This is a genomic window from Thermococcus sp. CX2 (assembly GCF_012027555.1).
In the GTDB taxonomy this organism is placed as follows: Archaea; Methanobacteriota_B; Thermococci; order Thermococcales; family Thermococcaceae; genus Thermococcus.
Genome location: NZ_SNUQ01000001.1, coordinates 567150 through 591639 on the forward strand (window position 1 = coordinate 567150; position 24490 = coordinate 591639).

Consider the following 24490-nt stretch of genomic DNA (forward strand, 5'->3'; position numbering starts at 1 on the left):
TTTCACCTCCTCAATCAACCCTCATTCCAACGACCTTAAGCGACTTAACCTCCTCAGACTCCAAAGCCTTAACCATCTCCTCGAAGACTGTGTAGCAGGAGTTTATGGAGCCCAAGTTGGGGCAGGGCGCGGTTCCTTTTCCATCCTTTGAGAGGAGTCTCAGAGTCTTATCGATGGGGAAGGAGACTATGTAGAAAGTGGGGTCATCGTCATCTAGCAGTTCCGTCCTCATGACCGCCCCCTCAAGGCTCTTCAGCAGCCCGGGGAGGATCATGGCACCTATGATAGTCGATATGGCTCCTGGATGTCCCGCACCGCTAAGCGTCCAGAAGTCCACTGAGACTTCCCTAGGCTCAAGCCCGCGGGCCTTCAGCGCATCCCTTGCCCTGAGGACTACCTTGTGGAGCGGACTGTACGGGAAGTAGAGGAACGAGAAAGGTACCATACCCACCAGGAAGCAGTTGTTCTCCGTTTCCCTGCCGCACGCGAAGCCCGTCACTATCTTTCTGACCTTGGGATCGTAACCGCTTACAGAGAACTGGAGCGGCCCAACGCTCTTGACCGTCAGCCCCTGCCGATATCTCTTCATCCTGAACTCCTCGCAGTCGAAGGGATTCGAGAGGTCATAGATTCCCCTCGCCCTCCCTACCCACCTGTTGTGGGCGATAACGTAGTGAATAACGGGGTTTGACTGGATTGAACCCAAAGCAACGACCGCTATCTTGAGCTTTTTCCCATGGGGAGGATTTTTCTGGGCATAGAGCTCCAGGATTTTCTCCAGGGCACGAACCGAGATGATGGGAACCAGCAGTGGCAGGGGGTACTCGACCGCCCCCTCGGGAAGCTCCTCGTTGTATCCAAGGATATGAAGGACCACGTGGGGATCCTCGTTATCTCTCTCGCAGAAGTCAGGATGACAAACCGAATAGAAAAGCGCCTCGGAAAGGCCGGACTCCCTTAGGTCGTTTATGAAGTCAACGATAATCCCGACGAGCTCCTCCTTGTGGTTCACGGCCTCCCGTATAGCATCTGTGCTCACTTCAAACCTGACGTCAACCTTAAGCTTTTCCACGCCGAGTGACTGTCGGACTTCTTCGAGAACGTGTGCAAGTATTGTCGGGGAGTACCCAACCTGTCCGGAACCGAACACCTCCTTAAAAATACCCTCGAGGTCAACGTTCCCTTCTTTAACTTCGATGGCGAGTTTTAGGGCGTAGGGAAACGTTCCCAGAATTGGGACCGGAGATCCGGAGACACTCGTAAGGCCCTTCTTAGCGGCTTCTTCCGGCAGGAGAAGGGGAGGGATTAGGTTCATTATCCCGCCGAGTGAATCGTAGCTCTCCACTATAACCAGCCTTCCATCGTCACTCTTCCCCACGCCATATATCTCGCTGTCGGGGTATGGAACCTTCCCTGCGAGACCAACGCCCGCTATCATAGCCGCCACTCGGTCGGTTGAAAGGCTCCGGAAGTAAGTGTTCTTTGGGATTTCCTTGGGCTTGAATTTCCTCAAAACTTTTTCTATTGCCGATATTAGGGAAAAGCTCCTCGGTATATCTCCATACTCGAATCCCGTCAGGAATATCACGATGTCGTAGTCATCAAGGAGGTGATTACCCAAAGATTCCACCCCCAGCTCATATGACTTCATGAAAAACGCCGCGAAAAGGCCCAAAGGTAGCCAGAGAACCAGCGCCAAAGGCACGTACCACCAATCCACACTCCCCACGGAGCCGCCAAGCTGGGTTATAGAAGAGAACGCAATTCCCATTGATACGAGAAGGGTTATTATAAGACCCGAAACGATAAACGTCTCGTTGCTGAGCCTTCTCACCTTTCTGAGGCTCTGGGAGAGGTTTACGACGTGCTCCATTTCCTCTGGCCTTTCTCTCGGTAGAATGAGATGGGTCTCCGAAACTTCAACGAAGAGCCTGTACATAAAGTAGATGAAAAACGCAAAGAGGTTGACTTCAACAATCACAAGGATGTAGGAGTAAAAGAGCAGCAGAGTCCCGTCGTCGAGCAACCTTACTGCCATCGCGGAGAGGACGAGAAGGAGACCCCCAGTAATGAGCGCCTTTATGAAGTTCCTGAAATCAACAAGCACATTAAGGAGCTTCAGAAAAGATTTTCCACTTCTCTCCAGGAGGCGGGCGTACACCCAACCGTAAACCCCTGAGGCCATGAGGATAAGGGGAGTAAGTGAAATCAACATCAGGGATGCCCAGTAGGGGGTGGGAAGGATAGAGAGTATGCTCCCAGTCACCTCAAGGGGGGAAGGTTCCACGGCAAGAATTGCAAGGATTATGCCGAGTATTCCAATGAGCACGTTTCTGAAGGTATCGTCGATCAGGGTAAAAAGCTCAAAGCTCTTTTCGAAATTTCCCTCCATTCTATCACCCCGCCGAAACCACAAGGGCGTTAGCTATAACAACACCTATCACGGCGGCCACCTTATAAGGTGTGATGTTCTCCCCGGCCGATTTAACAAAGGCCCCGAGGATCACTATGAGGGCGGGATAAGAAAGAACCACGACTGTGACTTCCGTCGCACCCCCCAGAGCCAAGGCCGCGAACCTCATGACGTGGGCCAAAGATAGGGAAACTCCGGCGAAGATTATGGCCCTTCTGGGAGAAAACCTGGGAAATCTTCCCCGAATCCCCCTGAAAAGGAGCAGGGCCACGAGGGCGACGCCCTGTCCTATGAGGACTCCCGTGGTGGGAAATGCCATCACGCTCGTGAGCGAGAGGTACCTGAGCATGACCGCGGTTAAGGCCGCTATCGAGCCCGCCCCCATCCCAAGAAGCATGGCTTTCGTAGGACCACTGAAGGACCCAGCTGAGCCCGCGTGAAGAAGGAACATCGAGAAGGTGGCGAGGACAGCCCCCAAAGCGAGCTTAAGGCCGATAGCCTCACGTATGAGCAGGGCCGCGAGGAGGGCCGTTAGTATCGGCTCGGAGGCTGAAGAGGCTGTGGAAGCAACCGAGGCCCCTCCAAGCTCGACAGCCTTGAAGTACGCTATCCTGGAGAGGAAAAACTGAAGCAGACCGACGATCAAGTAAAGCAACACCTGGTCACGCGTTATCGCGTAGTGCTTTGAGGAGAGCTCCTGGACGGAAAAGGGCACCAGAACTATCAGTCCCCAAAACATGGCTTCGATTATAGTATCCCAGAAATCCCTACCCTTGGCAAACTCAATTCTCATCAGTATGTTCCCCACAGCAAGGAGAAGAGCCGAAAGAAAAGAAAGCGCGAACCAGGGCTCCATGTTCAACACCTCACAGAAAGGCGCTGGTGAAATCCAGTATCACCCTCACGAAGATGTAGAGCGCATAGACGAAGACCCCGACCTGAAACAGCGATATGGCTATCTTCAGCGGCCTGAGCTTCTCTGAGAAGAGAGGCACTGGCAGTCCCAGGAGTATCGCCCCAAAGAGGTAAATCACCGAATTCCTAATCGCCAGAAAGTCTATCGGAACCTTGACTTCAGGATAGTTCACGGTAACGGTCTGTCCCTCCACGGGGATGTTTATTTGAACTCCCTGCAGGCCCTTCATCATGAAGTAGGAAATCACAAGAATAAAAAGCAGCGTTGAGAGCAGGCTGATGGAGAGGGAAGATATTCCCCCGCTGAACCGTTCCCAGCCATCGCCGCAGTTTTTGACATTCTCTTCCTTGGCCATGACTATTCCCTCCCGAAGTCGTCATCAAAGCGGACTATGTCGTCTTCCCCTAGATATTCACCGATCTGAGTCTCTATGACCTCAAGGACGACCTTTCCAGGGTTCTCAAGCCTGTGCTTAACTCCAGCGGGAATGAAGGTGCTCTCACCCGGCCGCAGGAGAATCTCCTCATCGCCAACGAGAACCTTCGCCGTTCCCCTCACGACGACCCAGTGCTCGCTCCTGTGGTAGTGCATCTGGAGGCTGAGCTTTTTGCCGGGCAAAACGGTCAAGCGTTTTATCTTGTAGCGCTCGCCCTCCTCAAGGACGGTATAGCTTCCCCAGGGCCTGTAGGCAGTTCTGTGGACGAAAACTCTCTCGTCGCCTTTCTCCTTGAGCCTCCTGTAAACCTCCTTGACCTTCTGACTATCACCGCGATGGGCAACGAGCAGGGCATCGTCGGTGTCTATGATTATCAAATCCTCGACACCAACGGTTGCCGTTAAGCGCTCCGTTAGGATTAGATTGTTCTTTGAATTCACTCCCACATGGTATCCCTTGGCTCCCCTAATCTTTACCGCGTTGTTGTTCTCATCTTTGTCGAGCACCTCGTAGAGTGCATCAAAACTGCCCAAGTCATTCCAGTAAACGTTGAGCGGAACGACTGCAGCTTTATCAGTCTTCTCCATTATTCCGTAGTCAATCGAAAGGTCAGGAACCAGCCCGTATGCATCTTCGACGCTATTGGTACTCTCAAAGGCATCGTAAACTTCCGGAGCCAACCTCTTGACTTCCTCGATGAAGAGTTCCGTGTCGAACATGAACATGCCGCTGTTCCAGTAGTAGCCTTCCTCGACGTAGCGCTTTGCCGTTTCAAAATCAGGCTTCTCCTTGAACTCCTCAACCTTATATCCGCCCTCCAGTCTCTCGCCAGGCTTTATGTAGCCGTAGCCCGTGTGGGGTCTCGTTGGTTTTATCCCGAAGGTTACGAGGTAATCACGAGCGAGTCTCTCGGCGCTCTGGAAGGCCTTCAGGTAATTTTCGTTGGTCTCTATCATGTGGTCCGACGGGAGAACGGCCACAACGGAATCCCCAAATGCCTCCTCTATCTTCATTATTCCCCAGAAGATGGCTGGAAGAGTGTTCTTTCCGACCGGCTCAAGGAGGATGTTCCTTTCTGGAAGCTCAAGGCCGAGCTCGCGCAGGTCGTCGAGAACCCGGAACTTATACTTATTGTTGGTTACAATAAAGATCTCTTCAGGTCTGGAGAACAGCAGCGCCCTCTGAACCGTCTTCTGAAAGAGAGAATAGTTATCCAGTATTCTGATAAACTGCTTGGGCATCAGCTCCCTGCTAAGAGGCCAGAGACGTGTCCCCTTACCCCCCGCGAGAATCAACGTCTTCATTGAACCACCCCACCAGTTTAACTCTGAGTATCTTTGTTCTTCAAAGTTTTTAACTTTAGGGGGAAAGAAGGAAACTCAACGGAGGGCGAACTCCCCAATGAATGCCGAGCTGGATATGGTGTCGCCTATCCCAACGGTACTCTTCGGCTTCTCCACTATCTTGGTCGGGACAAAGGCAAGCTGGTAGCCATCGAGCTGAGCTATGCCATCCTTAAGGCCGAACTCCCCGGTTAGGACATCTTCAACCTCTTGAGCCTTCTCGTTGACGGGGACATCCATGGCCCCAGCAACGTCGTCTATGTTCCTCACGTCGCCAAGCTTTGCCTTTGCGGCCGCTGCTAAAGCCGCGAAGAGGAGTGCATCGCGGACTTGCTCGCCTTCGTAGTTCGTCAGGGCCAGATAATAGCCGTAGGTGTGGAAGTGTATCCTCTGAACTCCAGTCCCATCCGCGAGCTTCAACATTGCCTCAACGACGGCGACTGGATCCACCGGATCATGAGCAAGGAGCTTTTCCGCTATGGCCTTCTCACCCATTACCTCCATTATCGAAGCCAGCTCCACCTCGTTCAAGCCGACGCTCGTGAACTTCCCGAGGATTCCCACGAGCTTCTTCCTAACCGTCTCGTCTGGCGTGAAGGCGAACTCAAGGTGGACGGGAATTTCCCTATCGTTAAGAATACCCAAGTGGCGGTTTATCTCTTCAAACGGCTCGGAATAGTTCTCCTTTGTTAGCGCCTGCAGGCCGCTTATTATAGCCAGTTCAACCCTATCAGCAATCTCCTCGAAATTCTCACTGAACTCCGATCTTATGTAGAGGTTGGGGTTGTAATCATCGGCGTTCGCTATGAACCTGTTCTCCCTGGGGGCCTCAAAGTCAAAAACCCGGAATCCCCTTGGGAATTCGTAGATGTAATGGATCAAATTCTCTTCGTCGCCGGCAAAGTCCTTCGGATGAACGAACTTTAATTTTCTGTTCTCCAGCGTGGGCACGTATATCGGCCCCTCCTTGAAGAGGCTCGCCTGGAGCCTTGAAATCTGGGGAACGTGAGCTATCACCTGCACACCGTAGACCCCACCGAGCAGGTTAGCCATTATGCCGACCTGGCCACCCATCCTCAGCTCGTCCCAGCCCCAGCGCTTCATGTAGAAGCGGACAGGGCAGCTTTCAACGAACAGCTCCGCCGCTTTTCCCCGCCTCACACTCCAAAGTATTCCCCCGAGGAGGTGCTGAACCTGAGTTATTCTCTCGGGAAGCTCCTCAGAAAATTGGAGAACTTCCTCCTTTCCAACTTTTTCTATTCTTGCCTCGAGGTCAGAAGAATCAATATACTTTATCGCGTCGATGTTGGTGTTGTAAGCCAGCAGAACGTTACCGACTTTCCCGAGCCTTTCTCTGACTCTCTGAAACGCGGCAGAGTACAGGTCATCCCAAGCCATTTATATCACCGGGAGTGGTATAATCGAGCAAGTTAATAAGGATTGCGGTAAGAAAAAAGGAGAAGAGCTCAGACCTTCCACTTCGGGTTGTCGATGACCTTGACCTCCCCGTCCTCCTCAACCACCAGCTTCGAGAAGCCCTTCTCCTTTATACTGCCGTAGTCGTGGCCGGCATCGGCTGGATAGATAGCCAGGAATATGAATGGCTCATCCCCAGTGTTCACCGTCCTGTGGGCCCAGTAGGGCGGGACGTAAACGATGGTTCCAGGCTCCATCGGAATCCACTCGGCCTTTCCCTCTGGCGTCTGGAGGAGCATGCCGCCTCTGCCCTTGATGGCGTAGTATATCTCCGCCCTGTCAGCCTTCGAGTGGTAGTGGCCCTTGGTGAAGAAGAACTCGTTGCCGACCTTGCCAGGATAGAGAACCGTCGTGGCAAAGTTCAAATCGCCGTCCTTTTCTTCCTGCTCAATCGCGTAGACCTCGTAGACAACGGGGTCATCCTTGAGGAGTTCTTCGTAGGCTTTTTCATCGAGGAAATAGCCCTTGAGGTCACTCAGGCGCCTAACGAGCTTTTTGGCACCCGGGATGACCCCAGTTTCGAGGTCGATCTTAACACCAATCGGGGCCTTGTACTCCATCCATATCACCACTCAAAAATCGCTATTTGGCTTATTTAACCTTTCGCTTCTATATCACTGCGAGTGTTATATGAAGGCCCTGAGGAGGTAGGCAACGCCTATGGCTATTGCCCAGTAGCCGGTGTTCCAGCGGAGCACTTTCCAGCCATCAAGCGGGGGAACGGGCAGGAGGTTGAAGAAGGCCAGCCAGAGGTTCACACCGGCGGTCACCCTTAGGACATACCAGGGTATCGTGAAAGGTGTAAGGAGGCGCATCAGGACTATAGCAACGATTCCAACGGCTATGTTCGTCAGGGGTCCCGCGAGGCCTATTTTGCCGTAGGCCTCCTTGTCGTACCAGTACTGGTAGGGTGCGTAGATGTGGACCGCCCCGAGTGCTGCAAATATCCACGTATTGCCCGTGAGCAGCTTGGTGAAGATGCCGATTAGCAGAGCGAGGGCTATTCCAGTATCCCAGCGCTTGTAAAAGGCGATGTAGCCATAGCGCCTCGCCACTTCCCTGTGGGCCAGCTCGTGGAAGATGAACGCAGTGAGAACCGCGACGAGCACGTAGGGGATGTCGTACGGGTCGAAGTTGGAAAATAACAAGACAAGGACGAGGAAGGACACCGCTAAGTCTTCCAGCTCCCTCCCGTGGAGGTACGCCCTTCCGGGGAGATGCTCCCCTGTGGGGAGATTCATCTACCTTTCACCTCAATCCTCTTGCCGATGACGAGCTCGGCGGCCTTCACAGCTGCCCCGCCGCTGCCAACGGCTATCCTTACCTGGTCCTCCGGGACGTAGACGATTATCTTGTCGTCGAGCTCCTCTATCTCCAAGACCCTAACGTTGAGCATTTTCTCGAGTCTGTCCTTCATGGTGAATCCCCAGAAATCCTCCTCACTTCCCAATATAAAAGTAACGAAATCAGTCAAAGTCCCAAATGGTCCTGCCCTTGTAGAACATCATCACGTAGCCACAGTTCCTGCAGATTACTATCTTAACCTTGTGGGCAGTTAAACCCCACTTGCTGTCGAGCTTTCCCTCCTCAACTCGGAAGTCGGTCCCCCCACAGAGGGGGCACTTAAGCTGCCTGTGTTCCACGTGGATCACCAATTGCCTATTACCCAGTTGTGGGTAAAAACTTTCCCCTCTCCCTGTCTAGTATGTGCTCGATGCCCGGTTTATGGCCAAGGCCCACAACCGCAATAACCTTCGGCTTCTTAACGCCCCGGGTTCTCAGGGAATCCACGATCGAGATTAGATTGCGAGCCATTATCTCGTTGCGCTCCTCCACGAGGACGTGATAGAGGTAGGGGTAGCGACGCTTGAATTGGAGCATCATCACCCTGTAGTCTGCCATTGGATCAGAGCTTTCTCCGAGATTTAAGGGCAGAAATATGCTGAGGCTCTCAAGCGCCATCAGGAGCTTCTCGCGCGATGGTGCGGCGGCTATCTTGGCGAGTGTGACGTTGATGTCCTCATCGATGAGGTATAACGGGACGCCGAGGGTTTGGGCGGCGCTTATCGCGGCCTTCATTTCCTCTCCGGGCTTCATCCCGAACTCTTCTCCGAGTTTCTCCTCGACCTTAGCCAGAACGTAGTTTATAAGCCCCCTCTTTCCGTAGCGGAGGGCATCCTCGAGGCTAACTTTACGGTTCTGGCTCATGGCCAAAAAGCGCGTCCTGTCGAGTTCTATCGCAACTGCATGAGGTTTCTCAGAGAGAATGGTCCTTATTACCTCCTCTCTACTCTTTGGGGAGACGTGCATGGTTCCGATAAGCTTGACGTAGCGCAGGTAGCTCATTGTCAATCCTCCCGAAGGTTTCTCATCTCCCAGCGCCCAGATTTGAAGGTCAGAACGTCGAAGTCCCTAGGGACCACAAAGGGGACATCGCACAATTCCCTCGCCTTTGCCACGTATTCGTCATAAGTATAGCGGAAGGCCCTGTGGAACAACGCCAAAAGCTTAACCTTGGCCTTTTTGGCCGTCTGACAGGCTTCTTCGACGGTCGAGTGGTAGCTCTCGCCCCTGTCGTCCGAAGTTAGGTAAGTCGCCTCATGGATGAGCAGGTCGGCGTTTTCAGAGAAGAGCCGCACCCTCTCGCATGGCTCCGTGTCACCTGTGTAAACGACTTTAACCCCCTTCCTCCGCGGCCCAGTAACGTCTTCGAGGTGGATTATCCTTCCGTTCCACTCGATTTTACCCTCCCGCTCAAGCTTTCCCAGAATCGGCCCCTCGCTCAGGCCGTATTCTGCGAGCTTCTCCGGCAGAAATTTGCCCCTCCGGTCTTTCTCCTTGAAAACGTAGCCGAGGGCAGGAACGCCATGCTCAACCTTAAAGCTCCAGATTTCGTAGTCCCCGAACTTCAGTCTGGTCTCGCCGAGCTCGTGGACGTGTATATCAAAGCCGGGCCTGAAGAAGCCGCTGTTCAGGAAGTTCTGGACAAACTGGAAGGTGTACTTTGGCCCGTAGATATGGAGGGGCTTTTCCCTGCCCCAGAGGTTCATGGTCTGTATCAGTGCGGCCAGGCCGAGGTAGTGGTCACCGTGAAAGTGGGTGATGAATATCTTTTCAACCTTCATCGGGCTGAGCTTTGCGGTGTTCATCTGTCTCATCGTGCCTTCTCCAACATCGAAGAGTATTATCTCACCCTTATAGCGGAGCGCTATGGTTGGAACGTTCCTCTCGAGGGTGGGCATTATCCCGCCGGTACCCAGGAAGATCACTTCAAGCATGGTTTCATCTCGGTGGGAGGGGTTAAAAAGTTAGCAGTGGCCAAACCGTTAAATATGTCTAGGCGAACTAATTTTTGAGGTGTATCTAGATGGAGGAAATTCTGAAGGCAATTGAGGAGAAGGACTGCAAAAAAGTGGCGAGCCTCCTCTACTACAAGGTGGACGGGCTGAGCGATGAGGAGCTCATGGAGATTCTTGAAAAAGCTGAAAAGCTCGCCCTTGAGTGTAAGGACCCCGAACTCTACAAGCTCATCGTTTACTACTTCCACGAGCTGCTCGGTGTGGATAAGATAAGCGAGTTCGAGAAGATGGCCGAGGAGGAGGACACCTTCGAAGCCAAATTCCAGCTTGCTGATCTCTACTACCTCCTCGGCGAGTTTGAGAAGAGCCTCGACCTCTACAGGGCTCTCCTGGAGGAAGAGACCGAGAAGGGCAACAAGGAGAACATAGCGAAGATTTACTACAACATGGCGCTCATCCACGAGGAGATCCAGGAGTACGAAAAGGCCCTCGAACTCATGGAGAAGGCCGAGGAGATTTACAGAGAGCTCGGAAAGGAGGAAGAGGTGCTGCACATAGCGGTCTACAAGGCATACGTAACCTTCGAGATGGGTGAGCCTTACAAGGCCAAGGCCATGCTCGCTGGAGTCATCCCCAAAGCTATGGGCAACGATAAACTCCTGGCTGAGATACACCTCTCCTACGAGGAGATATTCGAGGACGACGAGAACTACGATGCCGCCCTGCAGGAGTGCCTCTACGCCCTGATGAGGGCAAAGGGTACGGAGTACTACGACGTGGCATTCGACGCGCTCATCGACGTCATCTGGCAGCTGATGCTCGAGGACGACTTCGAAACGGTTTATCTCCACATGGACATGTTCGCCAACGCTCTGCCAGAGCTCAAGGAGTTCTTCGAAGGTGTTAAGGCCATAGCCCTCTACAAGGATGGCAGGGTTGACATGGAAGAGGCCAGAAAAGTCATCGAGAAAGTCAAAGACAGAAAGCTGCTTGACTTACTTGAATTCCTCGGAGAGGCCGAGATGTGAGAGGGGAACGACCACTGGGATTCCCCTTATTTCTTCCACCTCAACTTTTACGCCGTAGACCTCTTCGAAGAGCTCTGGCTTGAGGATTTTCCTCCCGCCATCAGCGACTATTTCTCCATCCTTCATGAAAACAAACCTCTCGGCGAAGCGCAGGGCCAAGTTGACGTCGTGCATGACCACTATCGAAGTTCCTCCCGAGAGCGCGAAATCCCTGGCTATCTCCATGACCTCAAGCTGGCTCTTCAGGTCGAGGTTGTTGGTGGGCTCGTCCATCATGAGGATTCTCGGCTCCTGAGCTAACGCTCTCGCTATACTAACCTTCTGGAGCTCACCGCCGCTGAGCCTGTTGGTAGGCTTGAGGGCGAGGTGAGATATACCGAGCTTTTTGAGGGTTTTCATTACAATCTCAATGTCCCTTTTCGAAGGCCTCAACCCCATGTAGGGCCTCCTGCCGAGGAGAACCGTGTCGAAGACCGTCATGAAGCCGGGCTCACTCCTCTGGGGGACGTAGGCCAGAACCTTGGCCAGCTCGTTCCTCGAGTAGCTGCTAAGAGGCCTTTCCAGAACCTCAATTCCCTCACAGTGAAGGATTCCCGCGATGCATCTCAGGAGCGTGCTCTTTCCGGCGCCGTTCGGCCCGAGGATTGCTATGAACTCGCCCTCCTCGACCTCAAGGTCTATTCCCCTCAGCACCTCGGAGCCATTGTAGGTGAAGCGCAGGTTTCTGACTTTTACTGCCTTCATCGCCGCCCCTCCATCCTTATGAGGAGGTATATGAATGTCGGCGCACCGAGGAAGGAGGTTACAACGCCAACGGGCAGGATCATCGGTGAGAAAGCCAGCCTCGCGACTGTATCCGCCGCGAGGAGGAGCAGAGCGCCGGTTAAAGCAGACAGCGGGATGAGAAAGCGATAATCACCCCCAACGATGAGCCTGATGGCATGGGGAGCTATTAAGCCGACGAAGCCTATTACTCCAACGAAGGCCACACTGACTGCCGTTATCAGCGCAGCCAAAAACGTCGAGATGAGCCTGACCCTCTCGACCTCAACCCCGACCGATTTGGCGACATCGTCTCCCATGGCCGAAGCACTCAGGTCCCACCTCTTGAGCACGAAGTAGGCAAAAACGGGAAGGAAGATGGCAAACATTATTCCATCTTCCCTCCACGTCGCCCTGCCAAGGTCGCCGAAGCTCCAGTAGACCATTGCAGCCAGCTGCAGCTCGTCGGCGAAGTACTGGACGAGTGTCGTTAGGGCCACAAAGAGGGAGCTCATGGCCACTCCGGCGAGAATTATGGCCTCAGGACTGAGGCCTTTGAGTTTGGCTAGGGCAAGGATAACCGCGGTAGCACTTATCGCCCCGAGAAAGGCGAAGATAACCACCGCGTAAGGGTTGTTGAGTGAAATCCTGCCCGAGCTTTCCGCATAGCCAGCACCGAGGAGTATCGCCAGAGAGGCGCCGAACATCGCCCCGTGAGAAACGCCCATCGTGAACGGAGTGGCTAGAGGGTTCCTGAGGAAGCCCTGCATGACCGCTCCGGCTATGGCAAGGGAAGCCCCCACGAGAAGTGCCGCGACAATCCTCGGCAGGCGGATGTTCCAGATGACGAGCTTAGAGCTCTCGCTCCCGTTACCGAGAAGGGCATCGATGACCTCCCGGACTGAGAGGCTGTAGGCTCCGTTTGCCAGAGAGTAGAGACTAACCAGGATGAGAAGGAAAAGAAGGGAGAAGCCTATGAGCCACCTCCTGGCAACGTAGCCCTCGTAGTCCATGGCCATCACGGTGAAGTAGGCAGTGAGTACTTAACGGTTCCGTTGGCGAGGTCGATCTTTCCAAAGCCGCCGAACTGCTCGGCCATCTCCTTATAGACGGGCTTTCCGACGAGGAAGGTGTATATCTCGTCGGCCTTCTCGGCGGGGTCTATGTCTTCAAAGCGGTCCGGATAGAGAACCGTGCCGATGAAGTAGGCATCCGCTAAAGCGGTTCCGATGTTGGTAGTGTAGAAGTTGTACGGAAGGATTCCGTAAACGTTGCCCTCCTTAACGGCCTTGAGCGAGTTGTAGAAGTCTGGGTCCTTGCTGTAGTCGTCAAGAACGAGCTTTAAGCCACCTTCGTCGATGAAGATGTAGTCGGGGTTCCACTCCAGGAGCTTCTCCTTGTCGATGAACTTGTGACCCTCGCCGAGCTCATCGGCAACGTTCTTTGCGTGGAGAACCACGAAGGGCGGATAATCAGCCTCGGTGCTCTCTATGCCGTGGGCTCCCTTGTAGCCTATTCCCCCAACGTAAACAGCCGGGCTTTCAACGTTCTCAGTGCGCTTCGTGAGGTCGTCCTGAATGCCCTTGATGAAGTTGATGACCTCCTTGGCGCGCTCCTCCTTTCCGAGTATCTTTCCAGCAAGCTCGAGAGACCTGAAGAGCTCCTCGTCCTCGAAGGTAGCTAATTGGCCATAGCTGAGGACAACGACTGGAATGCCGGTCTTCTCCTGAATATCGTCGGCGGTCTTGGCATCGACGTAGGTGATGAATATCACGTCAGGCTTGAGCTTAACCAGTGCTTCCAAATCGGGAAGCTTTCCTGGGCCACCCGGCCCTATGGTGGGCAGCTCCTTGAGCTCGGGATGGGCGATTATGTAGGGCCTGCCGTAGTTATAGCGCTTCTCGAAGTCCTCCACGCCCACCACCATGTCGCTCGCGTTGAGATAGACGATGAGCCTGAGTGCACCCGGCCCAGCGGCGACGATGCTTTCAACTTTTTCTGGAACTTTGACTTCCCTTCCGAGCATGTCAGTGACCGTTACATACGCCGGAGTTTGAGTTGAGCTCTGAGTCGGGCTTTGGCTTGTGTTGCCTATACACCCGCTTATTGGAACGAGGAGCAGTATCAAGAGAAAAGCAAGAACCCTCCTCATCTCAGCACCCCCTCATATAGTCGTTGGCTTCCACTATACCCCTACCTATGAGCGCGTGGTATCTCTCACCAGCACAGCGGAGGCAGAAGGGCTCGTCGTTAATGTAGACCACCCTCGTCGCCATAACCAGTTCCCCGCAGCGGGAGCAGCGAACGCTCTCGAAGATGGGGGCCTGCTCAACAGGCGGAACCTTAACGCGCTCGATTTTGAACTCCTCCCTCGGGAGGTGGAGCATGGTTTTTGCCATCTCCTCCCACAGCTCCCAAAGGCGCTCCCTTTCCTCCTCAGTCCCCCTCCGCTCCTTGACAACCTTGTTAAAGAGCTCGGTCGCCTCTGGGGGGTAGTACTTCCTCAGCCTTTCGGCGTCTGCGTAAACCCTGACTCCCTCCCATGTGGAGCGCTTGACCAGTGTTAGGGCCGTTTTGCCGAGGTCGAGGTATACCAGGGAGTTGTTCCCGAGGGTGCAGCCCGTTGTAACCTGAACGCCATCTGTGAAGCAGCTGTTGACCTCGACTATGGCCAAGACGGACTCATCGACACTGCTGGAGTAGTCAAGCCTGCCAACGCCGAGCTCTTCCATGGCTATCAACGATGCCCTTATTCCAAGGGCCAAATAGGGGCAGACGTGACCGTGAAATTCCCTTGCGATTTCGAGGATTCCCTCCGCGTTGCGCTCCTCCACGAGGCGGTTGAGCGCGAGCATGGTATCACCGAGCTCCAATACAGTAACACATTTTTAATCCTTTTTGAATCTTGGTGTTATCAACCTTTGGTTGCGGCAGGTTTTTAATGAAGAACTATTCATACATGAACGGTGATAGTATGAGGATAGCTGTACCCATCAAGGACGATAGCGGCCTCGAAAGCGAGGTCTGCGAGCATTTCGGAAAGGCCAGATACTTCGTCTTCGTTGATCTTGAGGATGGAGAGATCAAGGGCTCTGAGGTCGTTCAGGTGCCCTTCGAGGAGCACAGCCCTGGAGACCTGCCAGAGTTCATCAAACAACACGGGGGAGAGATGGTTCTCGCTTACGGCATGGGTAGACGGGCCATCGCATACTTCAACGCCATGGGGGTTCAGGTAATCACTGGTGTGAGCGGAAAAGTTAGAGATGTTCTCGAAGGGCTCGCCAAGGGCACGCTGAAGGCCGACCCCGACTGGAGAAGCAAAGGAGACTTTGGAAGACACGAGTTCTGAACCTTCTGTTTTGGCAAGGTTTTTATATGAAATTTTTTTCATTTGTTTTGGTGATATGTGTGAAGCTGAACGTGAAGGATTTTGCTCCAAGCTGGTTCGCCAGTGTTATGGGCACCGGAGCGTTAGCTTTGGTGAGCAAAGCGTACTCCTCAAAGCTTTCAGCCCTGGGGAGCTTCGCAGAGTTACTCGTTTATCTGAACACCGGGCTCTTCCTCGTCCTGCTCGTCCCATGGGTTCTCCGCTGGGTTAAATACCGCGAGAACGCGCTTGCGGATTTACACCATCCCATCCTCTGCAACTTCTACGGGACGATAGCAATAGCGATGCTCGTGCTCTCGGCCGATTACCTGACTGTCTTCGGGAACACGAAGGTAGCGTGGCTCTTTTGGCTTGCTGGGACTCCACTAACGGTGTTCTTTGCCCTGCTGATTCCCTACATGGTCTTCACGGGCGACGGAGTTGATACAGAGGCCATAACACCGGCCTGGTTCATTCCGCCGGTGGGGCTGATAGTAATCCCGATAAGCGGGGCAAAGCTTATGACTCTGACCAGCGGGGCTGCTAGAGAGCTAATGACCTTTATCAACTACTTTGCTTGGGGCTCGGGCTTCTTCCTGTATCTAGCCCTGTTTGCGATAGTCATGTACAGACTTATAACCCACGAGCCCATGCCCTGCGGCATAGCGCCGTCGATATGGATAAACCTCGGTCCAATTGGCGCCGGAACCTCAACGCTCTACGCCCTCATCAAAGCCTCGGACTTCGTAACGGCCAAGGAAGCCTTTCTGACCTTTGGACTGCTCTTCTGGGGCTTCGGCGTCTGGTGGTTCATCATGGCCGTCTTGCTGACCATCCACTACATCAGAAAGCTCAATCTGCCCTATAGTTTAGCCTGGTGGGCCTTCATATTCCCCCTTGGTGCCTACGTGAGCGCCACATACAACGTGGGGACGACCTTTGGAATAGGCGCCATCACGGACTTCGGCTTCGCCATCTACTGGCTCCTCCTGGCCATGTGGACTGTAACGGGGGTCAGAACCCTTGGGCACGTGCTCTCCGAGTGACAGGGATAAAGTATAAGTGTTTCAGCCCCTCCTTAAATACATGGACGAGAACACCAAAGTTGCACTCACGCTTTCCCTATTGTCTCCCTTTTTCGCCGAAGTGCTCAGCGGCTCCACGCCTCCCCTCGATCGATTAACCCTCTGACATTCCTTTCCCTCTGGGCATACCACGGCGGTGGGATTTCGTGGGTGAGGAAGAATATCTGAGGTTCGTGCTCCTCAGGGCTGTTTACGGTACAGTTGAGTCGAGTCCGTTCTCGGGATAGCAAGCTTTGCATACCTCTTCAAAAAGAGAGCCAAGCACAGCCAGAACAAGAAGTGTAGGAAGGAGCATAAATAGGGACTTCTCTGTTAGCCCCTGCATATAACCCCATCGTCCCCGCAGCGGTTCACCTCGAGTTGAACCGTTACGTGGGTTATGCCGTGTCTTTTAAGGCGCTCCTCAATCTCGTCGATTATCCTCTGGGCCTCGCTCACGGGCATATCGTTGACCTCAACGTGGCACTCAAAGTGTATCTCCCTCTCTCCTATGCGCCACGCGTGGAAGTGGTGGGCGTTCTTCACGCCGGGAATAGACTCAATCTCCGCCTTGATGGCATGGAAGTCGAGCTCAGGCGATGCCTCCATGAGAACCTCGACGCTTTCCTTCAGTATCTCGTAGCCCTCACGGAGGATGTAGAGGGAAATGAGTACGGTAACGAGGGGATCGATCCAGATGAGGTCGTAGTATCTTATGGCCAGACCGCCGGCCACTACTGCCACCGAAGACAGCGTGTCGCTCACGAGATGAAGGTAAGCGGAGCGGACGTTGATGCTCTCGTGGGCGTGCTCGTGGAGGAGGAGAACGGAGAGAAGGTTCGCCAGAAGTCCAATAACCGCCACCACAAGCATGAGGCCGGTGTCTATAGGATTGGGATCCCTGAATCGCTTGTAGGCCTCCACGAGCAGGAAGAGGGCAACGCCGACGAGGACGGCAGAGTTGACAAAGGCGACGAGTATCTCGGCCCTCTTGTAGCCAAAGGTGTACTTCTCGTTCCTCTCGCGTTCGCCGATTCTTATTGCTATGTAGCTCGCTAAAAGACTCATCGCGTCGCTGAAGTTGTGGAGCGAGTCGCTCAGGAGAGCTAAACTCCCGGAGAGGATTCCTCCTATGACCTCGGCGAGCGTTATTACGAAGTTCAGAACTATGGAGAAGACAATCCTGGATTTCATGCCCTCGTGGGAGTGGTCGTGTACCATTCCCCTCCCCAGAAGCAGTCGGGGGAGAGGCTTAAAAGCATTTTGAGGCCAAAATTGGGAAGTTCCAAGTGAAAGATAACGTAAACATAACGTTGGAAACTCAACACTTTTTAAGGGAACTACCCAGAAAGTTAGCGGTGATACCATGCACGAGTGGGCTCTGGCTGATGGAATAGTTAGGACCGCCCTCGACTACGCCCAAAGGGAGGGCGCAAAAAAGCTTCTGGCAATCCAGGTAGTCCTCGGAGAGCTCCAGGATGTCAACGCCGAGATAGTCGAGTTTGCCATGAGGGAACTCCTCAAGGGCACCATAGGAGAAGGAGCCGAGATAGAGTTCATCGAGGAAGAGGCAGTCTTCAGGTGCAGGAGCTGCGGCCACGAGTGGAAGCTCAAGGAAGTCAGGGACAGATTTGACGAACGCATAAAAGAGGACATACACTTCATTCCAGAGGTTGTTCACGCCTTTTTAGCGTGTCCGAAGTGCGGTAGCCACGATTTCGAAGTCATCCAGGGCAGGGGAGTTTACATAAGCGGGATAAAAATCGAGAAGGAGGGAGAGGCATGATAGCCATAGACCCCCGCGTCAAGGGCATAGAGGCGAGGCTCGAAAGGGTGGAGCGGATAATCCCAGTTGTCAGCGGCAAGGGTGGCGTTGGAAAGTCCCTAACCGCGACAACTCTCGCCCTCGTTCTTGCCGAGAAGGGCTACAAAGTTGGCCTCCTCGACCTCGACTTCCACGGGGCGAGCGACCACGTAGTCCTCGGCTTCGAGCCGAAGGAGTTCCCGGAGGAGGACAGGGGCGTCGTTCCTCCGACGGTTCACGGAATAAAGTTCATGAGCATTGTGTACTACTCAGAGGATAAGCCAACCCCCATGAGGGGAATGGAGGTAAGCGACGCTCTCATAGAGCTCCTCACCATAACGCGCTGGGATGAGCTGGACTACCTCATCATTGATATGCCTCCAGGTCTGGGAGATCAGTTCCTCGACGTGCTGAGGTTCCTTAAGGGAGGAGAATTCATCGTCGTTGCAACGCCGTCAAAGCTGGCCCTCAACGTAGTGAGGAAGCTGATAGAGCTCCTCAAGGAGGAGAAGCACAAGGTCGTTGGTGTTATCGAGAACATGAAACTAAACGATGAGAATGACGTGAAGGAGCTGGCGGAGAAGCTTGACGTCCCGTACTTAGCAGGGATTCCGTTCTACACTGACCTGGAGGAGAAGATAGGGAAACCAGAGGAGCTCCTGAAGACGAAGTTCGCGGAAAAGATAAGGGAAGTGGCAGAGAAGCTCTGATTTCCTATTTTCTTCTGGGGTGAAACGATGGAACTTGAAAAGCTCTTCCAAAACGCAAAACGAATCGTGATCTGTGGCATAGGAAACGACATAAGGGGAGACGACGCCTTTGGCGTTCTCGTGGCAGAGAGGCTGAAGGAACTCGTCAAGAAAGAAAACGTCCTCGTACTCAACTGCGGGGAAGTGCCAGAGAACTACACGGGCAGGATAGCGGAGTTCAAGCCCGACTTAGTGGTCTTCATTGATGCCGTGGACTTCGGCGGAAAGCATGGAGAGCTCGTCGTAGCCGACCCTGAGGGAACCTTGGGCGAGGCAGTGTCTACCCACGGGCTTCCCCTCAAGTTCATAACGCGGTTCATGAAGACGATGGTAAATGCTGAGTTCGTCCTTATCGGCTGCCAGCCCCGCTTGATGGGCCTCTTCGAGGAGCCGACCGAGGTGATAAAGGAAAAAGCCGAGCTGCTCGCTGAGGCCATTGCCGAAATTCTCAACTCACAGGGATGAAGGAATGACCTGAGGATTATTTTCATCCCCGCATCCGTTGCTTCCTTCGTTTTCTTCCTGCTCGACTTCATGGAAGAGACCAGCAACGGGGAGAAGCTGAAAGACGGTCTCTTAACTTTGTGTTCCCGACTTGCCACCTCGACAGAATTCTTCTCGGCTCGTTCCCCCCTTCTGGCCTCGACCGTAGCATATTTGCCAGAGGCCAAGAAATAGTGGATTAGAAAGAGGGCTTAGGAAACTTTCTCAAATCCTCCTTCCTGTTCACGTTGAAAAAGCTCTCGCGCCACCTCTCCGGGAGCTCCTCTATCGGCAGGTAGCAGGTGTTGATCCTCTCTATGGCTTTCCTTATCATATAGTCCCCGCTGGTAATCTGCTCCTCGAGGATTTTTCTGAACTCCGCCGAGTAGGTCGCATGCAGTGGCTCTAGGTAGCCGTTGCTCCAGCGCGGAACGCAGACCGCTTTTCCACTTTTCCTGAATTCACTAATTATGTAATCAACGAATTCTGTGACTATTAGGGGCATGTCCCCAGCTACCACGAAGGCATCACCGAGGCTCAATGCAGTGTAGATGCCCCCTATGGGACCGACCATCAGCCCGTCAACGATGACCTCGTAGCCGAGTTTTTCCATGTTTCCCGCATTCTTTGGAGAGGCAACTATCACGACTTCGTCTATCTCCCTAGCGGCCTCTAGGCTCTCGATGGCATAAGCTATGAGGGGCTTTCCGTCTATCCTGAAGAGCAGCTTATCACCCCCGAAACGCCTTCCCCGTCCCCCCGCCAGAACGGCTCCTATCATTTCTCCTCCCTTTGCTCCTTTTCCACCGGGATGTACTCGATGGTGCTTATGTACTTCACGTACTCTATAGTCTTCTTCGGATTTAGCATCTCTCTGAGCAGGTTCTGGAAGTAGTTGTCCCTGTCGTAAGCTATCTCATAGGCCTTGGCAACGTCGAGGAAGGACGAGTGGAAGTTCTCCGCCTCTTCCCTCGTGTAGAGCTCAAAGGCTATGAAGTGGCCGTACTCCTCCTCAACGGGCTCCTTGATGTTTTCTATAAAGTCCGCCACCCGGTTGATCTTGACCGGGTCGTAGGGTTCATCGATTATAACCAGCACATCAATCTCATCAAGCCCTCCCTTCAGATGTGCCCCGTAGAAGACCACGGAGAGCAGGTTATCGCCGTAGAATTCCCTTATCCGCTGAAGAAGACTCTGCTTTGCCGCCTCAATGCTCATTCCAACACCTCCAAAAATTGAGAGGTTAGAGGAGTTTTAATCTTGACGCATACTCTAGGGCAGTCTGGATGTAAAGCCTGTAGTCCATCGTCTGGGCCGCGGCAGGTTCGATGTAGTGCTGGAGTATCACCGGCGCGGCAAGGCCTATCACAACAACCGCAGCCGCCAGCAGGAGCACCACGAATGCCATGCTCCTAGATTCTCCCACTGCCACTTCTCTGGACGGCTTGCCGAGCCATACCCTGTAGAGGACGCGCATGTAAGCAACGAGCGCAATAACTGAGCTGACAACTATGACCATTGCCAGGGTAAGGCTCTTCTCCATCAGTGCATCGAAGAGCAGTAACTTGCTGAAGAAGACGTTGAGCGGTGGGATCCCCACGAGGCTCAGCGTTGCTATTGCCAGGCTGAAGGTGGCGACGGGCATCTGCCTGCCAAGGCCGGCCAAATCGCCGATGTCCCTGGAGCCAGCGGCGTGGATGAACATCCCAGCGGCGAGGAAGAGGAGGGCCTTGGCGATGGCATGGTTAATGATATGGAAAAGTGCCGCCTGGAGTCCAAGCTGGGTGCCGAGGCCAACGGCCATGAACAGGTAGCCCATGTGCATTATCGTGGAGTAGGCGATGAGCTTCTTGACGTCTCTCTGGGCGTTCATCATAAGGGCACCGAAGAGTGCCGAGATTGCACCGAGGGCAATGAGCACCGTTCCAAGGGTACCAACTACTTTCGCCAAGCCCGGCGCGAGTTCGCCGCCGTAGACGGTGTAGATGAACCTGATGAGTGAGTAGACACCGACGTTGACGACCAGTCCGGAGAGTACGGCCGAGATTGGACTCGGCGCTGCTGGGTGCGCTTCTGGAAGCCAGAAGTGGTTCGGGACTATGGCGGACTTAATCAAGAACGCCCAGGTTGCCAAGGCCAAGGCAACACCCGAGGCAACCACGATATCCCCAACTGGAGCACCAGTTAGAGGGAAGTCCATTCCGTGAACCTTTGCCGTCAAATCGGCAAGATTAACCGTGCCGAAGGCGCCGTAGAGTATTCCAAGCGCGAGGAAGTACATGGTGGTTCCTATGGCACCTATGAATGCGTACTTAAGGGCAGCGTGCACGGCATCCCTCCTTCCCCTGTAGAACGCCACGAGGGCATACGCTGCGATGCTGGTGACCTCTATCATGACGAAGAGGTTGAAGGCGTCGCCAGTGAGGAGAACTCCCAGGAGTCCAGCCTCAAGGCCGAGGTAGAGCGTGTAGTACCACTCTAAGCCCTCCTCGTGCTCCAGGTAGCGGTAGCTGTAAATCGCAATGAGGAACATCAGCGCCGCAGTAACCAGGGCTATGAGAGCGCCGGTCCTGTCAACCTCATAGATTATGCCTATTGGAGCCACCCACTTACCAAAGGTGTAAATCAGGGGCTTATCCGAAGAGTAGACCAGCTGGAAGAGCTTAAAGGCACTGATTAAAGTTAAACCCGTTCCCAGGAGGGCATACGCCTGGATTATCTTCCTGTTGCCCTTGATAATAATCGACGTGAGGGGAAGGCCAAAGGCAAACAGTACTGGAATGATTGGTGTCAGTCCGACCACATCCATGCCTCTCACCTCACTCGAATATTCTCTTCGCGAACCTCTCAAAGTCCGCCGAGATTTCTCCCTTAGCCTTCTCAGGGTCCAGAGTCGTCACGTCAATCCAGTTCACGTAGAGGTAGTTCTCGTCCATGTCTACCACGACCGTTCCGGGGGTGTTGGTTATCGAGTTCGCCACGAGGGTCTTGGCGTAGCTCGTCTCGACACCAATAGGCACCTTCACTATTCCGGGATTGTAGTTGCCGGTGATAATCCTGATTATGACGTCTATGTGGGACTTCGTCTCTGCCACGAGCATATACCAGAGGAAGTACACGAGTCCCCACAGCCACCTCACTGGATTTATGGCCTTGGCATCATTCTGAACAACGTATTTCCCCATCAGCAGCCCCACACCTATTGCCACAACAGCTCCAGTGAACAGGTCGTAGGGACTGCTTGAACCAGTGAAGATTATGTACGTGATGAACGCGAGCAGGGCCGTTGGAATGACCCCCCTCATTCCTCACCACCCCTCTTCGCTATCTCCCTCACGTCGAGCGTGCCGTAGAGGCGGTAGAGCTGTATCGCCAGCACCGCGAGGAGCATGTTCACCGCCATTCCTATGACGACGGCGGTAATCACTAGTGCCTGCGGAAGTGGATCAACGGCAGAGCTCACGAACCCTTCCAATGCTTCCTTTGAGAGCGATGGCAGTATCGGTGGGGCGATTGGATAGGTGAGGCGGTAGCCTATGAGAACGACCATGACGTTGACGGCATCGCCGAGTATCGTGAGGGATATGATTTTCTTCAGCATGTTCGGCCTAGCGATTATGCCGTACAGCGATACCGCCAGCGTGAGCAGTAAGACGACCCAGAGGTAAGCCCACAGGAACTCTGAAGTGCTCATTTCTTCACCCCCAGGATTTTCTTGAACTTCTCCTCCGGTATGCTCAGGAGGAGGAATACCGCCGTGAATCCAGCGCCAACAGCCAGGAACTCGAAGAAGTTGTAGTAGATTAGGGAACCACCGATAAGCTGGCCTCCAATCTCAGCCGGGAATATTGGCTGGTTCTGCATGATGAAGCCGTCGCTGAGGAGCGGAACCAGAGCAACCAGAGCTATGCCAAGCAGTCCGATGGAACGAAGGATTAAAGCCCTGGTTTTGTCCATGCCGTGGCCTTCCAGAGTGTATTTTGAGTATGCCGCTATTATGAGAAGCGGTGCCACAGCCAATGCCGAACCGCCCTGGAAGCCTCCTCCGGGCGTTAAGTGACCGTGCAGAGCAATCGAGGCCGAGACGGCAAGAATCATGACGACGATGACTTTAGTAACGTCCTTCACTATTGGCGTCAGCTCGGTTGGAGCGCTTTCAACCTTCTTGACCTCTTTCTCCTGCTCCCTGGTGAGCCTGAAGACCGTAAGGCTGCCTATTATCGCGAGGAAGAACACTGCAGTCTCGAAGAGCGTGTCAATGCCACGATAGTCCCAGAGGATTGAGGTAACAACTTCAGGGCTCCTGGCAGAGTAATCCCCGAAATAGCTGTTTTTAAGGTAAAACTCGCCAAGGGGTCTAACTCCAGTACCCTCACCGAAGACCTGGAGGGAGACAACAGCGTAAGTCATGAGCGCGGCGAAGGTCAGGATTATAACCGCCGTGATGAGGCCCTTGCCCCTCATTCACACCACCTCGTACCTCTCGGTCTTGCTGATGGCGAATATCAGCAGGGCAGAGTATATTCCCACGGCTATCGCTATGTAGGCGAGAACTATGTCCGGCGCCATTAGGATGTAGAAGGCTATGGCGTAGGCTATGGCCTGGACGGAGGAAAAGCCCACTGCCTTAAGCAGATCCCTCTCCATCACCGCTAGATAGCTGGCTATGAATCCCAGGATGAGGGCGAGGCTGAGGATGAGCAGGTGAACTTCAATCACTCCCCCTCACCTCCCCGAGATGGTCCACTTTGGGCTCCCACTCCACGAGTTTGGCCCTGTGGGCGGCGTAGGCCAAAGCGTGGCTTCCAGCGGGTGAGGCAAGGAGCACTATCACCCCGGTGATGAAGCTTGCTCCCGCTATGGCGTACCTGTTGGGCAGAAAGTCAGCACCGAGAGCAAGCAGGGCAACGCCGAAGAGCGGAACCGCTGCACCGCCGATGATGCCCACGGTCGCGGCGTGCAGCCTAACGTAGAAGTTCGGGAAGCGGAGTAATCCCAACGCTCCGAAGAAATCGCAGAGGGCGCCTATGACTATCAGGAGCGCCCCTATGTAGAACAGAACGCTCATGCTCCCACCTCCTTGCTCACCAGGTGCTTGGCGATGTAGATATCCAGCAGATAGCCCCACAGTGCCAGAATCATCGCCCCGCTCACTAAGTAAACGCTCTTGAAGTAAACCGCAAGGATGGCCATGAACGCTGCCACATCGAAGGAGAGACAGTCAACGGCGAGGATTATATCCGCTATCGTTGGGCCCTTGAAGGCTCTGACGGCATAGATGATGAAAGCCAGCAGATAAACCGGTATCACAAACTTCATCAGCAGGAAGAACTGGGACTCAAGGCTCATA

At 53.9% G+C, this 24490-nt stretch carries 31 protein-coding genes; 6 read left to right on the forward strand and 25 right to left on the reverse strand.

Going from position 1 to position 24490, the window contains the following annotated elements:
* Positions 1 to 10 precede the first annotated feature (10 nt).
* From E3E23_RS03170 to E3E23_RS03220, 11 genes are all read right to left on the reverse strand, one after another.
* Entirely contained in the window at positions 11 to 2392 is a 2382-nt protein-coding gene (locus E3E23_RS03170) for a hypothetical protein (RefSeq protein WP_167906242.1), read from the reverse strand.
* Between the two features lie 4 nt (positions 2393 to 2396).
* Positions 2397 to 3269, reverse strand: coding sequence for an EamA family transporter (locus E3E23_RS03175; RefSeq protein ID WP_167906244.1), 873 nt, complete (start codon positions 3267 to 3269; stop codon positions 2397 to 2399).
* A 10-nt stretch (positions 3270 to 3279) separates the two neighbouring features.
* On the reverse strand, positions 3280 to 3684 hold the full coding sequence (locus E3E23_RS03180; RefSeq protein WP_167906246.1) for a hypothetical protein: 405 nt from the start codon (positions 3682 to 3684) through the stop codon (positions 3280 to 3282).
* A 2-nt stretch (positions 3685 to 3686) separates the two neighbouring features.
* Complete coding sequence (locus tag E3E23_RS03185; protein WP_167906248.1) at positions 3687 to 5069, reverse strand: mannose-1-phosphate guanylyltransferase/mannose-6-phosphate isomerase; 1383 nt, start codon at positions 5067 to 5069, stop codon at positions 3687 to 3689.
* A 75-nt stretch (positions 5070 to 5144) separates the two neighbouring features.
* Positions 5145 to 6506, reverse strand: coding sequence for an ADP-specific glucokinase (locus E3E23_RS03190; RefSeq protein WP_167906250.1), 1362 nt, complete (start codon positions 6504 to 6506; stop codon positions 5145 to 5147).
* Between the two features lie 68 nt (positions 6507 to 6574).
* The gene (locus E3E23_RS03195) at positions 6575 to 7144 is read right to left on the reverse strand and encodes a glucose-6-phosphate isomerase (protein WP_167906660.1); all 570 of its coding nucleotides are present in this window, start codon (positions 7142 to 7144) and stop codon (positions 6575 to 6577) included.
* A 66-nt stretch (positions 7145 to 7210) separates the two neighbouring features.
* Complete coding sequence (locus E3E23_RS03200) at positions 7211 to 7825, reverse strand: site-2 protease family protein (protein ID WP_167906252.1); 615 nt, start codon at positions 7823 to 7825, stop codon at positions 7211 to 7213.
* Positions 7822 to 8001, reverse strand: a complete 180-nt coding sequence (locus E3E23_RS03205) for a KH domain-containing protein (protein WP_167906254.1) — start codon at positions 7999 to 8001, stop codon at positions 7822 to 7824. Before E3E23_RS03205 ends, E3E23_RS03200 begins: the two co-directional genes overlap by 4 nt.
* A gap of 49 nt (positions 8002 to 8050) precedes the next feature.
* Positions 8051 to 8236 carry a hypothetical protein gene (locus tag E3E23_RS03210; RefSeq protein WP_167905487.1) on the reverse strand — a complete coding sequence of 62 codons (186 nt, stop codon included), beginning with the start codon at positions 8234 to 8236 and terminating at the stop codon, positions 8051 to 8053.
* Between the two features lie 10 nt (positions 8237 to 8246).
* Positions 8247 to 8930 (reverse strand): TraB domain-containing protein, encoded by a 684-nt coding sequence (locus E3E23_RS03215; protein ID WP_167906256.1) that lies wholly within the window; start codon positions 8928 to 8930, stop codon positions 8247 to 8249.
* A gap of 2 nt (positions 8931 to 8932) precedes the next feature.
* The gene (locus E3E23_RS03220; RefSeq protein WP_167906258.1) at positions 8933 to 9862 is read right to left on the reverse strand and encodes a ribonuclease Z; all 930 of its coding nucleotides are present in this window, start codon (positions 9860 to 9862) and stop codon (positions 8933 to 8935) included.
* An 89-nt stretch (positions 9863 to 9951) separates the two neighbouring features.
* On the opposite strand from E3E23_RS03220, the gene E3E23_RS03225 reads away from it, so the two are divergent.
* Positions 9952 to 10911 carry a tetratricopeptide repeat protein gene (locus E3E23_RS03225; protein WP_167906260.1) on the forward strand — a complete coding sequence of 320 codons (960 nt, stop codon included), beginning with the start codon at positions 9952 to 9954 and terminating at the stop codon, positions 10909 to 10911.
* Here E3E23_RS03225 and E3E23_RS03230 read toward each other — a convergent pair.
* From E3E23_RS03230 to E3E23_RS03245, 4 genes are read right to left on the reverse strand one after another with little or no spacing between them, the layout of a single operon-like run.
* Positions 10879 to 11655: an ABC transporter ATP-binding protein gene (locus E3E23_RS03230; RefSeq protein WP_167906262.1), complete on the reverse strand. Its 777-nt coding sequence runs from the start codon at positions 11653 to 11655 to the stop codon at positions 10879 to 10881. The two genes, E3E23_RS03225 and E3E23_RS03230, sit on opposite strands and share 33 nt — an antisense overlap.
* Positions 11652 to 12686, reverse strand: coding sequence for an iron ABC transporter permease (locus E3E23_RS03235; protein ID WP_167906662.1), 1035 nt, complete (start codon positions 12684 to 12686; stop codon positions 11652 to 11654). The genes E3E23_RS03230 and E3E23_RS03235 overlap by 4 nt, the downstream gene beginning before the upstream one ends.
* A 5-nt stretch (positions 12687 to 12691) precedes the next feature.
* Complete coding sequence (locus E3E23_RS03240) at positions 12692 to 13825, reverse strand: iron ABC transporter substrate-binding protein (RefSeq protein ID WP_167906264.1); 1134 nt, start codon at positions 13823 to 13825, stop codon at positions 12692 to 12694.
* A gap of 1 nt (position 13826) precedes the next feature.
* On the reverse strand, positions 13827 to 14528 hold the full coding sequence (locus tag E3E23_RS03245) for an FmdE family protein (protein ID WP_167906266.1): 702 nt from the start codon (positions 14526 to 14528) through the stop codon (positions 13827 to 13829).
* Positions 14529 to 14647: 119 nt separating this feature from the next.
* Between E3E23_RS03245 and E3E23_RS03250 the strand changes: the two genes are divergently transcribed.
* Together E3E23_RS03250 and tdt are read left to right on the forward strand one after the other, a co-directional pair.
* Positions 14648 to 15022, forward strand: a complete 375-nt coding sequence (locus E3E23_RS03250) for a NifB/NifX family molybdenum-iron cluster-binding protein (RefSeq protein WP_167906268.1) — start codon at positions 14648 to 14650, stop codon at positions 15020 to 15022.
* A gap of 59 nt (positions 15023 to 15081) precedes the next feature.
* Positions 15082 to 16086: a tellurite-resistance/dicarboxylate transporter gene (tdt, locus tag E3E23_RS03255; protein ID WP_167906664.1), complete on the forward strand. Its 1005-nt coding sequence runs from the start codon at positions 15082 to 15084 to the stop codon at positions 16084 to 16086.
* Between the two features lie 351 nt (positions 16087 to 16437).
* On the opposite strand, the gene E3E23_RS03260 is transcribed toward tdt, so the two are convergent.
* The gene (locus tag E3E23_RS03260; RefSeq protein ID WP_206205611.1) at positions 16438 to 17325 is read right to left on the reverse strand and encodes a cation diffusion facilitator family transporter; all 888 of its coding nucleotides are present in this window, start codon (positions 17323 to 17325) and stop codon (positions 16438 to 16440) included.
* Between the two features lie 145 nt (positions 17326 to 17470).
* On the opposite strand from E3E23_RS03260, the gene hypA reads away from it, so the two are divergent.
* The 3 genes from hypA to E3E23_RS03275 are packed head-to-tail and all read left to right on the forward strand — an operon-like array spanning position 17471 to position 19122.
* On the forward strand, positions 17471 to 17890 hold the full coding sequence (gene hypA, locus E3E23_RS03265; protein ID WP_167906270.1) for a hydrogenase nickel incorporation protein HypA: 420 nt from the start codon (positions 17471 to 17473) through the stop codon (positions 17888 to 17890).
* Positions 17887 to 18618 (forward strand): Mrp/NBP35 family ATP-binding protein, encoded by a 732-nt coding sequence (locus tag E3E23_RS03270; RefSeq protein ID WP_167906272.1) that lies wholly within the window; start codon positions 17887 to 17889, stop codon positions 18616 to 18618. Before hypA ends, E3E23_RS03270 begins: the two co-directional genes overlap by 4 nt.
* Before the next feature lie 27 nt (positions 18619 to 18645).
* Positions 18646 to 19122, forward strand: a complete 477-nt coding sequence (locus tag E3E23_RS03275) for a hydrogenase 3 maturation endopeptidase HyCI (protein WP_167906274.1) — start codon at positions 18646 to 18648, stop codon at positions 19120 to 19122.
* Between the two features lie 217 nt (positions 19123 to 19339).
* Here the strand turns inward: E3E23_RS03275 and mobA are convergent, their stop codons facing one another.
* The 9 genes from mobA to E3E23_RS03320 are packed head-to-tail and all read right to left on the reverse strand — an operon-like array spanning position 19340 to position 24489.
* A complete protein-coding gene (mobA, locus tag E3E23_RS03280) occupies positions 19340 to 19921 on the reverse strand; it encodes a molybdenum cofactor guanylyltransferase MobA (RefSeq protein ID WP_167906275.1) in 582 nt (193 codons plus the stop codon).
* Positions 19918 to 20358 carry a nucleotidyltransferase gene (locus E3E23_RS03285; RefSeq protein ID WP_167906277.1) on the reverse strand — a complete coding sequence of 147 codons (441 nt, stop codon included), beginning with the start codon at positions 20356 to 20358 and terminating at the stop codon, positions 19918 to 19920. The genes mobA and E3E23_RS03285 overlap by 4 nt, the downstream gene beginning before the upstream one ends.
* A 25-nt stretch (positions 20359 to 20383) precedes the next feature.
* Positions 20384 to 21949, reverse strand: a complete 1566-nt coding sequence (locus E3E23_RS03290) for a proton-conducting transporter membrane subunit (protein WP_167906286.1) — start codon at positions 21947 to 21949, stop codon at positions 20384 to 20386.
* A 10-nt stretch (positions 21950 to 21959) separates the two neighbouring features.
* Positions 21960 to 22445, reverse strand: coding sequence for a Na+/H+ antiporter subunit E (locus E3E23_RS03295; protein ID WP_167906288.1), 486 nt, complete (start codon positions 22443 to 22445; stop codon positions 21960 to 21962).
* Positions 22442 to 22834, reverse strand: a complete 393-nt coding sequence (locus E3E23_RS03300; RefSeq protein ID WP_167900179.1) for a sodium:proton antiporter — start codon at positions 22832 to 22834, stop codon at positions 22442 to 22444. Before E3E23_RS03300 ends, E3E23_RS03295 begins: the two co-directional genes overlap by 4 nt.
* A complete protein-coding gene (locus E3E23_RS03305) occupies positions 22831 to 23604 on the reverse strand; it encodes an MnhB domain-containing protein (protein WP_167906289.1) in 774 nt (257 codons plus the stop codon). Before E3E23_RS03305 ends, E3E23_RS03300 begins: the two co-directional genes overlap by 4 nt.
* Positions 23605 to 23859 carry a hydrogenase subunit MbhD domain-containing protein gene (locus tag E3E23_RS03310; RefSeq protein WP_167730531.1) on the reverse strand — a complete coding sequence of 85 codons (255 nt, stop codon included), beginning with the start codon at positions 23857 to 23859 and terminating at the stop codon, positions 23605 to 23607.
* Positions 23852 to 24208 carry a monovalent cation/H(+) antiporter subunit G gene (mnhG, locus tag E3E23_RS03315; RefSeq protein WP_167906290.1) on the reverse strand — a complete coding sequence of 119 codons (357 nt, stop codon included), beginning with the start codon at positions 24206 to 24208 and terminating at the stop codon, positions 23852 to 23854. Before mnhG ends, E3E23_RS03310 begins: the two co-directional genes overlap by 8 nt.
* Positions 24205 to 24489: a monovalent cation/H+ antiporter complex subunit F gene (locus E3E23_RS03320; RefSeq protein ID WP_012571230.1), complete on the reverse strand. Its 285-nt coding sequence runs from the start codon at positions 24487 to 24489 to the stop codon at positions 24205 to 24207. The genes mnhG and E3E23_RS03320 overlap by 4 nt, the downstream gene beginning before the upstream one ends.
* Between the last annotated feature and the right edge of the window lies 1 nt (position 24490).